The 13276-nt window shown below is 48.1% G+C and carries 14 protein-coding genes; 8 read left to right on the top strand and 6 right to left on the bottom strand.

Annotation, left to right across the window (positions count from 1 at the left end):
- Nucleotides 1-29: 29 nt before the first annotated feature.
- Both NLX73_RS14800 and NLX73_RS14795 read left to right on the top strand, forming a co-directional pair.
- Nucleotides 30-1526 carry a nucleotidyltransferase domain-containing protein gene (locus tag NLX73_RS14800; RefSeq protein WP_254326533.1) on the top strand — a complete coding sequence of 499 codons (1497 nt, stop codon included), beginning with the start codon at nucleotides 30-32 and terminating at the stop codon, nucleotides 1524-1526.
- Nucleotides 1527-1546: 20 nt separating this feature from the next.
- A complete protein-coding gene (locus NLX73_RS14795) occupies nucleotides 1547-3358 on the top strand; it encodes an ABC transporter ATP-binding protein (RefSeq protein WP_254326532.1) in 1812 nt (603 codons plus the stop codon).
- A 22-nt stretch (nucleotides 3359-3380) separates the two neighbouring features.
- Here the strand turns inward: NLX73_RS14795 and ku are convergent, their stop codons facing one another.
- A complete protein-coding gene (gene ku / locus NLX73_RS14790) occupies nucleotides 3381-4295 on the bottom strand; it encodes a non-homologous end joining protein Ku (protein WP_013309197.1) in 915 nt (304 codons plus the stop codon).
- A 211-nt stretch (nucleotides 4296-4506) separates the two neighbouring features.
- Between ku and NLX73_RS14785 the strand changes: the two genes are divergently transcribed.
- Both NLX73_RS14785 and NLX73_RS14780 read left to right on the top strand, forming a co-directional pair.
- Complete coding sequence (locus NLX73_RS14785) at nucleotides 4507-4746, top strand: hypothetical protein (RefSeq protein WP_061829618.1); 240 nt, start codon at nucleotides 4507-4509, stop codon at nucleotides 4744-4746.
- A gap of 56 nt (nucleotides 4747-4802) precedes the next feature.
- Nucleotides 4803-4982, top strand: a complete 180-nt coding sequence (locus NLX73_RS14780) for an H-type small acid-soluble spore protein (protein WP_250243683.1) — start codon at nucleotides 4803-4805, stop codon at nucleotides 4980-4982.
- A 245-nt stretch (nucleotides 4983-5227) separates the two neighbouring features.
- Here the strand turns inward: NLX73_RS14780 and NLX73_RS14775 are convergent, their stop codons facing one another.
- The 5 genes from NLX73_RS14775 to NLX73_RS14755 all read right to left on the bottom strand — a co-directional run bounded on the left by NLX73_RS14775 (nucleotide 5228) and on the right by NLX73_RS14755 (nucleotide 9709).
- Entirely contained in the window at nucleotides 5228-5884 is a 657-nt protein-coding gene (locus tag NLX73_RS14775; RefSeq protein ID WP_165176411.1) for a 3-oxoacid CoA-transferase subunit B, read from the bottom strand.
- Complete coding sequence (locus NLX73_RS14770; protein ID WP_235307615.1) at nucleotides 5881-6546, bottom strand: CoA transferase subunit A; 666 nt, start codon at nucleotides 6544-6546, stop codon at nucleotides 5881-5883. The genes NLX73_RS14775 and NLX73_RS14770 overlap by 4 nt, the downstream gene beginning before the upstream one ends.
- 41 nt (nucleotides 6547-6587) lie before the next feature.
- Nucleotides 6588-7328 carry an acetoacetate decarboxylase gene (locus tag NLX73_RS14765; protein ID WP_254326531.1) on the bottom strand — a complete coding sequence of 247 codons (741 nt, stop codon included), beginning with the start codon at nucleotides 7326-7328 and terminating at the stop codon, nucleotides 6588-6590.
- 55 nt (nucleotides 7329-7383) lie between these two features.
- On the bottom strand, nucleotides 7384-8568 hold the full coding sequence (locus NLX73_RS14760; protein ID WP_254326530.1) for an acetyl-CoA C-acetyltransferase: 1185 nt from the start codon (nucleotides 8566-8568) through the stop codon (nucleotides 7384-7386).
- Nucleotides 8569-9178: 610 nt separating this feature from the next.
- Nucleotides 9179-9709, bottom strand: a complete 531-nt coding sequence (locus NLX73_RS14755) for a cysteine hydrolase family protein (protein ID WP_061829613.1) — start codon at nucleotides 9707-9709, stop codon at nucleotides 9179-9181.
- A gap of 133 nt (nucleotides 9710-9842) precedes the next feature.
- Here NLX73_RS14755 and tsaE point away from each other — a divergent pair, with 133 nt between their 5' ends.
- From tsaE to tsaD, 4 genes are read left to right on the top strand one after another with little or no spacing between them, the layout of a single operon-like run.
- Nucleotides 9843-10322, top strand: coding sequence for a tRNA (adenosine(37)-N6)-threonylcarbamoyltransferase complex ATPase subunit type 1 TsaE (gene tsaE, locus NLX73_RS14750; protein WP_023987468.1), 480 nt, complete (start codon nucleotides 9843-9845; stop codon nucleotides 10320-10322).
- A gap of 3 nt (nucleotides 10323-10325) precedes the next feature.
- A complete protein-coding gene (tsaB, locus tag NLX73_RS14745; protein WP_039269583.1) occupies nucleotides 10326-11162 on the top strand; it encodes a tRNA (adenosine(37)-N6)-threonylcarbamoyltransferase complex dimerization subunit type 1 TsaB in 837 nt (278 codons plus the stop codon).
- Between the two features lie 17 nt (nucleotides 11163-11179).
- Complete coding sequence (gene rimI, locus NLX73_RS14740; protein WP_039269584.1) at nucleotides 11180-11695, top strand: ribosomal protein S18-alanine N-acetyltransferase; 516 nt, start codon at nucleotides 11180-11182, stop codon at nucleotides 11693-11695.
- A complete protein-coding gene (gene tsaD / locus NLX73_RS14735) occupies nucleotides 11692-12756 on the top strand; it encodes a tRNA (adenosine(37)-N6)-threonylcarbamoyltransferase complex transferase subunit TsaD (RefSeq protein ID WP_254326529.1) in 1065 nt (354 codons plus the stop codon). The genes rimI and tsaD overlap by 4 nt, the downstream gene beginning before the upstream one ends.
- The last annotated feature ends 520 nt before the right edge of the window (nucleotides 12757-13276 follow it).

Here is a 13276-nt window from a genome sequence, read left to right as displayed (position 1 = left end):
AAGTCCAAAGAATCGAAGGAGAAGAATGCATGCCCACCAAGTCTGTTTTGGAACTTGCGAATTGGAATGAGGATCAGGAATTAACGTTGTTACTCACTCTATTGGGGAAAGACTTTTCTCATTGGCAGGATAAGACTGCTGCTACCCAGCTGCGTGAGATAGATTGGGGCCGCTTTTTACGTCTGACCGAGCACCATCGAGTGGTACCTACGGTGTATCTCCAACTGAAAACATTGAATCATCCGTTCATTCCCGCAGAATTGTTGCGAAACCTTCAGGCGCAATATCATCGAAACACGCTTCGCATGCTCCATCTTCAAGCAGAAGCCGGGCGTCTGACCAGGCTGCTCATAACTCATGGAATCCGTGTGCTTATACTGAAGGGTCCTGCTCTGGCACAGCAATTGTACGGGGATGTTTCTCTGCGTACCTCCAAAGACATCGATTTACTCATTGCCCCTGACGATATGGATGAGGCTGAGCATTGGATGAAGGAAGCCGGATATGCGTCCAAGAGCGGAGAAGTGCGTGTCCTTGGCAGTTGGAAATGGAAGGACCATCATGCATCCTACCTCCATCCGCAAAAACGGGTAGAGATAGAGTTGCATTGGCGTCTTCACCCGGATGGGGGTGGGGAACCCTCTTTTGACGAGCTGTGGAGCTGTCGGCAAATGGGTAAAGCTACAGGAGCCGGTCGGATGGTATCGTTGGCACCTGCCGACAACAGGACTGCGATGACGTCCTGTATGTATACGCTTGGCAGCGAGCATCAATTTCTGTACTTGAGTGCGCATGGTGCGCGTCACGGCTGGTTCAGGCTGCGCTGGCTGGTTGACATCGACAGGCTTGCGGTATGTGCTGTCGATTGGGAGGCGCTACTGCCGATGATGCGCCGCTACGGGGGCCTGCCTGCTGGCGGGCAGGCCTGGGCGCTCGCCGCTGCGCTGTTGGGTACGCCGATACCAGAGCCGATGCGTCCGGTATCGGCTACCCGGCAGGCGCACAGGCTCGCGCTGAGCGCGCTGGCCTTCATGCAGGCCAGCGTTCCCGCACCATACCCGATTGCCCACGGGTCGGGTACAGGTAGGCTTGCTCCATCAGAGCTGCTGCGCAGCAGAGCTTTGGCGGAGCAAGCGGAGGCCGCCCCTCTGGATGGCGGTCCTTCATTGTGTAGTACCTGTGGCGAAGCAGCCATGCTTGCCACCAGTGGCGTTACTAGCATCACAGAAGGTGCCAGTAACGACGACTATAGCCCGATGAGCACCGCTACCAGTTGTGCCCCCATTACTCCAGCTGTCGCCTCCAGCCAAGTCATGACCAGAAACACGGCGGCTGCCCATCAGCCGGTCAGCCGCACTTACTTGCTTTCCTTAAAAGAGCCAAGACACAGACTAAGGTACCTCATCAGCCGTTTATTTCCTTCTACGGGGGATTCGGCCGTTTTTCCACTGCCTCGCCAGCTGCATTTTTTGTATATCCCTTTACGTCCATTTCTTTGGCTGAAGCGGCGATTTTCAAAGCACTGACTCGATAAGGAGTGTGCATTATGGTTCACCTGCGATTATATATGACAAAGCTGTATAGCGTGAACGGCGGTGCGTTATTTCTCAATATTGGATGTATGATCATTGTTAGCCTGCTGGAGGGTTTTGGCATTTATATGCTTGTTCCTATGCTGGCGGCCATCGGCGTATTTGTCGGTCATTCAGGGATGCCATTTCTGTCTGATGGATTGGATCATTTTTTGGCGTTCATTCCTAAAAGCTGGCTGTTGCCGGGGATGTTGATGGTTTTTGTAGTGCTGCTTACAGGGCAGGCTTTGCTTCAGCGTTACCAATCCATCCTGAATTCGCGGATTCAGCAGCGTTTTATGCGTTCTCTGCGAGTAGACGTGTACACTTCCTTTATGAAGGCGCAGTGGGCTTTTTATTTGCGTCAGCGTAAATCTGATTTTAGCCATGTGATGACGACTGAGCTGGCGCGTGTCAGTCAGGGAACGAATTTACTTCTTCAACTGACTACAGCCGTCATGTTTACGCTGATCCAGATTGCGCTGGCTTTTTGGTTATCCCCCTCTTTAACCGGACTGGTATTTCTGAGTGGATTGGGGCTGTTTGTCGTGTTCCGCCGCTCCATTCGAAATGCCAAACAATTAGGTGATCGTACGACTGAGCTGTCGCAGGTTTATTTTGCTGGAATTACGGATCACATGAACGGCATGAAAGATATTAAAAGCAATCTGTTGGAAGCGGCGAATATCTATTGGTTTCGCTCCCTGACACAACGAATGGAGGATAATACGACCCAATTTGTCCGGCAAAATGCGACCACACAGTTTTTTCATCGTACAGCGGCAGCTGTTTTTGTCGCTTGTGTCATATTTATATCGTTGCAGTGGTTGCATGTTACATCTGAAAAACTGATTGTACTGATTCTTATATTTTCCCGCTTATGGCCTCGATTTGCCCTTATTCAAGCGAGTCTGGAATACATCATGTCTATGATCTCCGCTTTTGAAAGTGTCACCAAGGTGCAACAAGAGTGCGAAGCTTTCTCCGATCCATCGGTATTCAATCTATCATCTGCAGCTGTACGGCAACCCCTGTCCCTTCGTCATGGAATTGAATGCAGCCATCTGGGTTATCGCTACGATGGTGCAGCAGAGCCTGCGCTGCGTCGTATCAATTTGTTCATACCCGCCCAGGGAATGACAGCCATTGTAGGGAAATCGGGAGCAGGTAAAAGTACAATGGTCGATGTCCTGATGGGTTTTTTACGTCCAACTGGGGGGCAGATTACAATAGACGGGCTTGTTCTGGACGACGAATTGTTGCCCCAGTGGCGGCAGTCGTTTGGCTACGTGTCACAAGACCCATTTTTATTTCATGCGACTGTCCGCGAAAATTTGATGCTGGCAGATAAGGATGCTAGTGAGCAGCAACTATGGGAGGCGTTACATTTTGCAGCCGCAGACAGCTTTGTATCCAGACTGCCCGAAGGGCTGGACACGGTCATTGGAGATCGCGGGATTCGTCTGTCTGGAGGAGAACGTCAACGGCTAGTATTAGCACGGGCTGTCTTGCATCATCCTCCGGTACTTATACTAGATGAAGCGACAAGTGCGCTGGATGGTGAGCATGAAGCCGCAATTCAGGCAGCACTGGAACGGATGAAAGGTCAAATGACGTTGATCGTCATCGCTCACCGCCTGTCAACCATCAGACATGCGGATCAAATTGTCGTACTGGATCAAGGCGAGGTCATACAGCAGGGGAACTACCGCCAACTGGAACAAGAGGAGCGGGGGGCGTTCAGTCAGCTACTATCGTATCAAAGCAGTCTCACCGCCACCCCTTAGCCAGACTTTTCTGTAACTCAGCTTAAGTTTCTTTACGTTTGGCAGTGCTTCTTTTCTTTTTGACTGGAGTCGGAGAGATGTTCTCGCCTGCAACAGCCTGCTGTGCTGTTGGGGCTGCTGGTTTACGCGCAGGACGTTTTTTCGCAGCAGGGCCGGGATCGGTAACGACAGGTTGCACTGCCTCGATGCTGGCCTGAAGGGCGGCCATTAAATCTACTACGTTGGTCTGAGGTTGTGTTGGGGCGATTCGCACCTCTTCACCAGCCACTTTATGCTGAATGAGATCCAGCAGACGCTCGCGGTACTGATCCGTATACTTCGCTGCATCAAAAGGTGTAGATAGCTGCTCGATCAGCATTTTTGCCATAGTTAGCTCCTTCTCTTTAACCTCCTCCTGCCCCGGTAAGTTAGGAACTTGAGCAATGGGGCGAATTTCATCTGGGTAAAACATCGTCTCCACCGCCAAGCATTCATCCAACACCCGAATAGCCGCCAGGCTGCTTTTAGAGCGGATGGAGATTTGGGCAATCCCGATTTTCCCGGTATCCTTCATCGCATTCATGAGCAGCTTATACGCATTGGAGCCAGCTTGATCCGGGGACAAATAATAGGTTTTCTGAAAGTAAATCGGATCAATTTCCTGCAAATCCACAAAATCTAAAATGACAATATTTTTATCCGCTTGTCCGCTAACTTGCTCCAGTTCCTCCTTGTCGAACATGACAAATTTTCCTTTTTCATATTCGTAGCCTTTTCCAATTTCCTCCCACTCAACCTCTTTATCACAAACGGGACACTTTCGTACATAGCTAAGTGGGCTTCCACACTCCTTGTGAATATAACGCATGGAAATGTCCTTATCCTCCGTCGCTGAAAACATTTTAACGGGCACATGAACCAGCCCGAAGCTGATTGCGCCTTTCCAGACCGTATGCATACCGCCAGTCCCCCTTTTCTTAAATCCGCATTTTGCACCTTCGATTCCGGTCACCCCGGGATATGAGCATATGATTTTTCACTTAGTATGCTTCGTACAAGTGATTGTATGAGGTGCAAATGAAGACTGCGAATTACTTCTGCTTGCGCATGGTTACAACAATTTTGGTGCATAGTAAGGCATATCCGATTCAAAAGGAGGTACACAATTTATGTCCGGAAAATCCTTTCCTCGGCAAATCAGGCATCGTGTAGGTCAAAACCATGTCGCCTTTCGGGGACCCGCCGGAGGAGAACAGGATGCATTGCCGCCAGAGTTTGCCCTTTCCCATGGAATCCAACCGCCTTTTCCCATAGCTGTGGCTCATGTGGATTTGGAGGCTGTAGTTTCAACTTCGCCTTCTCATAGCATCCCTTCATTAGATGTTGAACGGATTATAGATGAAGACTAGGTGAACTATATTTCTGAATGAATGCAGACAACAACAATCAGGAGGGGAAGAATAGCATGAACGTGGAACGAGCAAAAGCTATTTATGATTCATCTGAAAATATTGCCGTACAATTGGATGGTAAACCGATCTGGATTGAGCATGTAGACGAAGCGAACGGTATGGCCACTGTACAGATAGGTAGCAGACCCACCAATACCCAAACCGTCCGTGTGGATCGTCTGGAAGAACAATAGAAGAGGAGCACCAAAACAGATTTTTTTCCATAGTATGGGGTATAGCTGTAGAAAGATCTTGGACAGCTGTAGTCTTTCATCGCAGAATGCTGCTTGAAAGGTCCCACTCCAACAAAAAAAGGCTCGCAATTGCTCAATGAGCAATTAGCGAACCTTATTTGTAATAATAAATGCAGTCGAGAGAGCATGTTAAACGCCAGACAAGTTAATTTGAAGGTGCAGCTGGTTCCTTTCTAGGATGACCTTTATACTGCTATGGCCCTCAAATGTGGTGAAACCATCAGTTTAGCCTCTGTTGCTAATTGAACATCTTCCACCGACAAACCCGGAGCAATTTCTTTTAGCATCAGCCCTTGACCCGGAATAACATCGATGACAGCCTTTTCGGTTACTATGGTCTTTACAACATTTACAGCGGTCAGGGGCAGTTTACATTGTTCCAGTATTTTCGGAGCTCCATTTTTGTTCACATGCTCCATGGCTACAATCACTCTCTTGGCTCCGACCACCAAATCCATGGCTCCCCCCATGCCTGGCACCTTTTTCCCTGGGATCATCCAGCTTGCAAGGTTGCCTTTCTCATCGACCTCCAGGGCGCCCAGCACGGTGATATCCACATGCCCTCCGCGGATGATGGAAAATGAAAGTGCACTGTCAAAAAAGCATGCTCCTTCCATAGTTGTAACGTAGTTTCCGCCTGAATCGATACAATCGAGCCTTTCTTTTCCCTGAGCCGCTTTGGGGCCTACACCGAGGATTCCGTTCTCCGCCTGCAGCATAATATGAATGTCCTCGGGGATATAGTCCACTACCATTGTAGGCAATCCGACACCAAGGTTGACAACTTCACCATTTTTGAATTCCTGGGCTATTCTTCGAGCAATAAATTCTCTGTTATTCATGCGTTTTCACCCACCTTTACAATTGCGTCGACAAATATTCCGGGAACGTTGACATGATTGGGGTCAATTTCACCCGTCTTTACGTATTCGTCTACCTGAGCAACTACATACTCTGCCGCTGTAGCCATAACCATATTGAAGTTACGTGAAGAGCCGTTGATGACAAGATTCCCCGCTTCATCAGCCTTATGGGCTCTAATTAATGCCACATCGGCTTTGAGCGGCAGTTCGAGCAAGTATTCCTTTTCATCAATTTTGATTTTCTGTTTTCCTTCCTCTACAACGGTGCCTACACCTACAGGTGTTAAAACCCCGCCCAAACCGGCTCCTCCTGCGCGTATTTTTTCAGCGAGCGTGCCTTGCGGGAAGAGTTGGACCTCAGCTTCTTTCGTCATCAGGAGCCTTCCCGTTTCCGGATTGGAGCCGATATAGGATGCAAAAATCCGCTTTACTCTGCCGCTTTTTACAAGTTTATAGATAGATAATTCCGGTGTGCCTGTGTCATTGGAAACAATCGTAAGATTGCTGGCAGGATTGGTGTCGACAAGCGCACGAACCAGGTCCTCTGGAAAGCCTCCTGCCAGAAAACCTCCGACCATCACCGTGTCTCCGTCTTTGACCTTCTTAACTGCTTCTTCAGCGGAGATTACTTTGTTATTCATGGTTCCTTCTCCTTATATATATATTTTTAGGAAAGCAAACTTTATTGGAGATAGTCGTAGAGGACTCTTCCATATGGAAGCGTTAAATCAGCAATAAAATGTTTCCCGCCAATATAAGCTTTAACCGGCAAATCTGCCACTGGAGCGTTGACATGGGGGATCAAGCTTAATCTGGCAGGCCCTGACCAGGCGCCTTTTACAGTAATGTTCTCGAGATTATACGCTACTAATTGAGCGATTTTGGGGGTACCGTCAACATCAGGAATTAGCTTTAAATTAACTTGCGTTTTTGCGATGGCTTTTGCCGTTTCCTTTTCATCAAGAATGTTATATTTGAAAGGCATAGTTCCCGTGGCCACCAGGACGTTATTATAATGCAATGTACCCGTCAGCGTCTCCGTTTCCTCCACGCTCAGGCGAGGCTTTGCCCATTTTTTCGGAAATCCCCAGACTTCGCGTCCCCCCAGAATAGCAGGCGCGTTATCCAAATACATTTGGGCGACAAAATTGCAGGGTTCTCCTTGAAAAGTACACGGAATGACAATACCGCTTTCCTCATAGCATCCTAAACCGGATGAATCGGGCATCTTGATCCATTCATAGGAGACCGTATTGCTTCCATCCGGCTCAAGAGGCTCTGGGACCGCCTGTCTAATCGCAGCAGGATCGGTCTCATAGGTAATGATAAAAAATTCCCGGTTGATGAAGCGGTATGGTGGGCGCCCGTAGCTGCCGCTAGCCGCAGGCATAGATTGGAGTGAAAGTACATCTTTTTGATTCATAGCGATCTCCCTTCCTTTTAAGAGATAGTTCTAAAAGTCATCCTGAACACGCACTTTAAATGAGCGCATTTTCAACTAGCATGGCTATTCCCATTCCTGTTCCGATGCATAACGAGGCGATGCCGTAGCGTGAAGATCTTCGCACCATTTCGTGAACCAACGTAGTCAATATCCTAGCACCGCTGGCACCGACAGGATGCCCGATCGCGATTGCGCCGCCATTGACATTCACCTTCTCAGGAGTGACCCCTAGCTCTTTCACTACCGCTAATGCTTGTGAGGCAAACGCTTCATTAATTTCAAAAAGATCAATGGCATCGATGGATATACCTTGCTGCTTAAGAAGTGTCGAAATGGCTTTCACTGGCCCCATTCCCATATATGCAGGGTCAACGCCAACAAGTGAATATCCCTTGATATATGCCAATGGCTTTAATGCATGTTCCTTGCATTTGTCTTCCGACACTACAAGCACGGCCGCCGCGCCATCATTGATTCCTGAAGCATTTCCAGCGGTAACCGTCCCGTTCTCCTTAAATGCAGGTTTTAATTGAGAAAGTTTTTCTTGCGTTGTATTTCCTCTTATGTGTTCGTCCTCTGTGAAAGAAATAGTTTCTTTTTTGGTTTTGATCATGACCGGAACAATTTGCTCTTCAAAAAGCTTCTTGTTTTTTGCTTCTACGGCTTTTAGCTGGCTTTGATAGGCAAATTCGTCCTGTTCAAGTCTTGAAATTCCATATTTCTCGGCAACATTTTCTGCGGTAATTCCCATATGGTAATGGTTGATCGGGCACGTAAGGCCGTCGGCCACTAGGGAGTCTACCAACTCACCGTTGCCAAGTTTGTAGCCGTTTCTTGCATTCCTTAGCAGGTAAGGGGCATTCGACATGCTCTCCATGCCTCCGGCCAAGACGATGTTGCCTTGTTCAGCCAATATTGAATTGTAAGCTAAAGCAACGGCATGAAGTCCTGAACCGCAAACCGTGTTTATCGTTGTTTCGGGTACATCAATAGGGATACCGGCTTTTAATGCCGCCTGTCTGGCAGGATTTTGTCCATTGCCCGCCTGAAGAACATTTCCCAAATAAATCTGATCAATCAAAGAAGGCTCTAATTTACTTTGCTGAAGGCATGCTGTCATCACAGTTGCCCCCAGTTCGGAAGCGCTTAGAGGCGCAAGGGTTTTGTTAAAAGAGCCGACCGCTGTTCTCAACGGGCTTACTAAAGCTACTTTTTTCATTAAAAACTCACATTCCTTTCGCTGTGTTCAAAACACAATACATCCATGATTGCACTTCAATTCGTAATTTCCGCTCTTAACCTACGAGAAGCAGCGACTGCAAGATACATTTGCATGCGGGCATATCATGGTGCCTAAGACAGTGAGTGTGACGGTTCGATCGCCTTCTCTCATTGGAAATTAAAACCATTTTCATCATAGTTCTAATGCAGATTTTGCTCAATGTCCAAATATTTACACATATCTATGTACAGATGTTTATAGGGCCATATACTCCACAATAATTAGGCCATTCTAACGTTTTCTGTTAATTTCTTAATTTTTCTGAAAATCATGATCATTAATTGAATTTTATGTTAAAAATGAAAGTTGCAATCCATACGTGAGAAAGTTTTCCTCGCAATATCATCTAACTCATCGCTGGGTAATAAAAAAGCCTCCAGAATTTTCTGAAGACGGCTTTGCCTTTCAATATTCATGATCTTCGTTATATTGTGCTAGCTCGCTTCTTGTTAACAGTGTCACCCGAAAGTGCGCTTTTTTCGCATGAACAAAAAAAGAAGCCGACTTGCTTGAAAGCAATCGGCTTGGAACATTAAACTTCAACAACTCACGAAAAATGTACATCTTCCGTCGCAAGTAAACGCACAAAACGATTGCCAAGCATACCATTATGATGAGCTACGATTTGTTCACCGCTTAGCACCTTGCTATCAAATGTACTATGCGCATCCAATACGAGTACGTTGTTCTGGTATCCCAGACTATAGGCGCTTCGGCAAGTCGTGTCGAGGCAAAACTCGGTCTGCATCCCCGCGATTACGAGTTGATCGGCCCCCAGTTCCTTCAGTACATGGCCCAATTCGGTTTGGTAGAAGCTGTCCCAGGATGATTTACGGACAATTCGTTCATGAGGAAGAGGACGCACTACGTCGGCGATGGCCCAGCCTACACTGTTTTCTCGGAAATCCTCATCCGCTTCATCGGTATGCTGTACAAAAATCACCGGTGTACCTGTAGCTCTGGCTTTGTCCAAAAGCTGCTGCAAATGCGCTACAACTTCCTGCTCACGATACAGCTTCTCATCATACATGAACATAGCCTGCTGAACATCAATCATGAGTAAAACGGTTTGCCCCATCGTTTCAATCCCTCCCTGTGTGTATCACTAACTTACAATAGCATGTCTTCATGCCTTGCGGCGACATAAGGTGAACTATATAATAAAGAACAAGTTGGAACGGTCCGATTCGGACGAAAGGTGATTAAAATATATGACAATTTCGCAGGAGCAGTTTACGTTCCGTTCTGTCTCAGAGGCACAGACCGGGTCATTGGCTGGTTTTTTGGCAGCCAAAGCGGTTCCCGGAACGGTGATTGTGCTGGATGGAGATCTGGGAGCGGGCAAAACTGCTTTTTCCAAAGCTTTTGCCGGCCATTTAGGTGTGCCGGGTATCGTTAATAGTCCAACCTTTACCCTCATTAAGGAGTACGAGGGCCGATTGCCTTTGTATCATATGGATGTGTACCGGATTTCCCAGGACGAGGCGGAGGATCTCGGGCTGGACGAATATTTTTACGGGACAGGAGTATGTCTGGTGGAATGGGGTAGTATTATACCGGATATATTGCCGGAGCAGCGGCTTCACATGTATATAGAAACAACGGATGTGGGGGAGCGCTTGATTCACCTGACCGGGTACGGAGAGCCTTATGAACAATGGTGCCGCAGTTTGCGGGAGAATGGAGTTTGAACCATGCAAAGAGAGCATACAGATGTGAATGTAAAGCCGCGTGAGCGGTTTTTGACGTTAGATACAGCGACGACCGTGATGGCGGCCGCTCTGATGAACGGAAGAGAATTGCTGGGAGAAAGCAACGTCTATGGCGAACGTAATCACTCCGTGCATGTGATTACCGAGCTGGAACGACTGCTGAATGAAGAAGGGCTGACACGAGATGATGTAGATGGTATTGCAGTTGGTGTTGGACCGGGGTCTTATACCGGTATCCGGATTGCGGTGACCGCAGCCAAAACACTCGCTTGGGCCTGGGGTATCCCGGTGACGTCCATATCCACTTTGCATGCTTTGGCGTGGGGTGGTTGGAATCGCGGCATCGAGATGAAGGGACAAGAAGATAAAAATGAGTCTGTGAATAACGGTTCGTCCGGAGCGCAGGCAGCAGACTGGATTGTGCCTGTGCTGGATGCGCGCCGTGGTCAGGTTTACACGGGGCTGTTCGGCGTGAATACAGTTGACGACACCGAGAGCCCTCAACGGCTGGAGCCAGATGCAATTCGCTTGATGACTGCTTGGACCGATGATCTGCTGCAACGGCTCGAGGCTTTGCCTTCTGAAGAGCGTCCTCCGGTCATTTGGCTAGTCGGTGAAACGGCGGTTCACGCCGAAACAGCCGAGCGCCTGCGTGCATGGAGCGAGCTGCGTATCGTACCTTATGAGCTGGAGGGAAGATGGGTTGGCCGCCTTGGGGCGGATAAGCTGCTTCGTCAGGAACATGACGAGCTACATACGCTGGTTCCTAATTATACCCAGCTGGCTGAGGCGGAAGCCAATCTGCTTCGTCAGCGCTGAAGAGAGCGGTGAACAACATGGCAAAGAACATACAGCGGGAAGAGAAACTTGAGTTTCGCTTGATGCAACTGGATGATATTCCCGATGTGCTGGAGATTGAGCATGAAGCGTTCACGCTGCCGTGGACGGAGGAAGCATTCCGCAATGAGCTGACGATGAATCATTTCGCTAAATATATGATTATGGAACTAGACGGACGAGCCATTGGTTACGCAGGCATGTGGACGATTATGGATGAGGCCCATATTACGAATATTGCGATTCGAGAGGCTTATCGCGGACGCAAGCTTGGAGACAAGCTGTTGGATGAGCTGATGCAGACCGCCTCTTATTTAGGGATGGAACGTATGACTCTGGAGGTGCGGGTAACGAACCGGATCGCTCAGGGTTTGTATGAGAAAAAAGGCTTTAAGCCCGCAGGTGTGCGCAAAGGCTATTATTCGGATAATAACGAGGATGCCGTGATCATGTGGGCGGATCTTCCCGCGCATGGGGCATCCGGTGAACAGGAAGGAAGCGTGCAGAAGCAATGACGCAAGAGGAAAAAGCAGGTACAGGCTCCGCCTCCGGCGAGCCTTGCTATATACTGGCAGTGGAAACGAGTTGTGATGAGACGGCTGTTTCCGTCGTGAAAAATGGTACAGAGGTGCTCTCAAATTTGATTTCCAGTCAGATTGAAACACACAAAGCCTTTGGTGGTGTTGTGCCAGAGGTGGCTTCACGCAAACATGTGGAGAGCATCACCTACATGCTGGACGAGGCCATGCAAACATCGGGAATTACCCCTCGTGAGATTTCGGCGGTTGCCGTGACACAAGGACCAGGACTGGTTGGCGCATTGTTGGTTGGAATTGTCGCTGCCAAGAGTGCTGCCTTGGCGTTCGGCAAGCCATTAATCGGGACGCATCATATCGCGGGACATATTTATGCCAATCAGCTGGAGCATGATATCGTATATCCGTGCATTGCTCTCGTTGTGTCAGGAGGACATACAGAGCTGGTGCTGATGGAGTCGGAAGGTCATTTTCAACTCATTGGTCGTACAAGAGATGATGCGGTTGGGGAAGCCTACGACAAAGTAGCGAGAGCGATTGGGTTTCCGTATCCGGGTGGCCCGCATGTGGATCGTGTGGCTCATGAATCGGAGGAAGTGGTTACTTTGCCGCGTGCATGGCTGGAGCCGGATTCTTATGATTTTAGCTTTAGCGGTTTGAAATCTGCGGTGCTGAATGTAATTAACCAGACGAAAATGCGCGGAGAAACCGTTGATGTCGGAGCGATCGCAAGAGGCTTTCAAGAGTCGGTCGTCGAGGTGCTGGTGGAAAAGGCGATTCGTGCCATGCGTGAATACGGTGCGAAGCAGCTCCTGCTTTGTGGCGGTGTGGCTGCTAATCGCGGACTGCGTACAGCATTGCGGGAGCGTTGTGAGCGCGAAGGAATTGAGCTGCTTGTACCATCGATGAAATATTGCACAGATAATGCAGCGATGATCGGCGCTGCGGCCTACGCCAAATGGAAGCGCGGGGAATTTACCTCATTGGATATGAAGGCTGATCCAGGGCTGTCTCTGGAAGATTGGTCTGTCCAAACTTAATTGAAGAAGAATGAGCAAGACACGGCACAGTTGAGTCGTGTCTTTTTTGTCCGCTCCAAAACTATCATAAAAATATAAATTCAAGAGGATAAAATACAGGAGTTTGAGCAAATGAATGGCAGCCTCTCATTCATTCGCATTATTCGTCACGATTGTTCACGATTTTTCATGATCCATCAAAAAAATCTGGAATTTTGATATTGCCCGAATAATGATGTGATTTGTCAAGTTGTGAACAAAGTTATCCACATATACCGATTTGAATGTGGATAACCGAGTCCGAAGCAAGCAGGCTAAGACTTTTTGGAGATAGCAAGTTGGGGGATATGTAACACCTTTAGTTCTTGTGAAATCTGTGGATAATGTGGATAAAAGGGTGGATAAATTTGGTTTTCATTTGAAAATGGCTTTTTATCAATAAAAAAATGGCCCAAAAGGCCATTTTTCAATCTCATTCATACACATAAGTTGTGGATAATCTTGTGTACAAAAATATAGAAGAGGAAAATGTGAAATTTTT

It is taken from the genome of Paenibacillus sp. CH40 (assembly GCF_024213605.1).
Classification (GTDB): domain Bacteria; phylum Bacillota; class Bacilli; order Paenibacillales; family Paenibacillaceae; genus Paenibacillus; species Paenibacillus polymyxa_B.
This window is presented reverse-complemented; position numbering and strand designations above follow the sequence as displayed.

What these genes read in the sequence shown, in the direction of transcription:
- rimI (WP_039269584.1), top strand. Translation starts at nt 11,180, where the DNA reads ATGGCAAAGAACATACAGCGGGAAGAGAAACTTGAGTTTCGCTTGATG.
- NLX73_RS14775 (WP_165176411.1), bottom strand. Translation starts at nt 5,884, where the DNA reads ATGAATAACAGAGAATTTATTGCTCGAAGAATAGCCCAGGAATTCAAA.
- NLX73_RS14800 (WP_254326533.1), top strand. Translation starts at nt 30, where the DNA reads ATGCCCACCAAGTCTGTTTTGGAACTTGCGAATTGGAATGAGGATCAG.
- NLX73_RS14765 (WP_254326531.1), bottom strand. Translation starts at nt 7,328, where the DNA reads ATGAATCAAAAAGATGTACTTTCACTCCAATCTATGCCTGCGGCTAGC.
- tsaD (WP_254326529.1), top strand. Translation starts at nt 11,692, where the DNA reads ATGACGCAAGAGGAAAAAGCAGGTACAGGCTCCGCCTCCGGCGAGCCT.
- NLX73_RS14785 (WP_061829618.1), top strand. Translation starts at nt 4,507, where the DNA reads ATGTCCGGAAAATCCTTTCCTCGGCAAATCAGGCATCGTGTAGGTCAA.
- tsaB (WP_039269583.1), top strand. Translation starts at nt 10,326, where the DNA reads ATGCAAAGAGAGCATACAGATGTGAATGTAAAGCCGCGTGAGCGGTTT.
- NLX73_RS14780 (WP_250243683.1), top strand. Translation starts at nt 4,803, where the DNA reads ATGAACGTGGAACGAGCAAAAGCTATTTATGATTCATCTGAAAATATT.
- NLX73_RS14755 (WP_061829613.1), bottom strand. Translation starts at nt 9,709, where the DNA reads ATGGGGCAAACCGTTTTACTCATGATTGATGTTCAGCAGGCTATGTTC.
- tsaE (WP_023987468.1), top strand. Translation starts at nt 9,843, where the DNA reads ATGACAATTTCGCAGGAGCAGTTTACGTTCCGTTCTGTCTCAGAGGCA.
- NLX73_RS14760 (WP_254326530.1), bottom strand. Translation starts at nt 8,568, where the DNA reads ATGAAAAAAGTAGCTTTAGTAAGCCCGTTGAGAACAGCGGTCGGCTCT.
- NLX73_RS14770 (WP_235307615.1), bottom strand. Translation starts at nt 6,546, where the DNA reads ATGAATAACAAAGTAATCTCCGCTGAAGAAGCAGTTAAGAAGGTCAAA.
- ku (WP_013309197.1), bottom strand. Translation starts at nt 4,295, where the DNA reads ATGCATACGGTCTGGAAAGGCGCAATCAGCTTCGGGCTGGTTCATGTG.
- NLX73_RS14795 (WP_254326532.1), top strand. Translation starts at nt 1,547, where the DNA reads ATGGTTCACCTGCGATTATATATGACAAAGCTGTATAGCGTGAACGGC.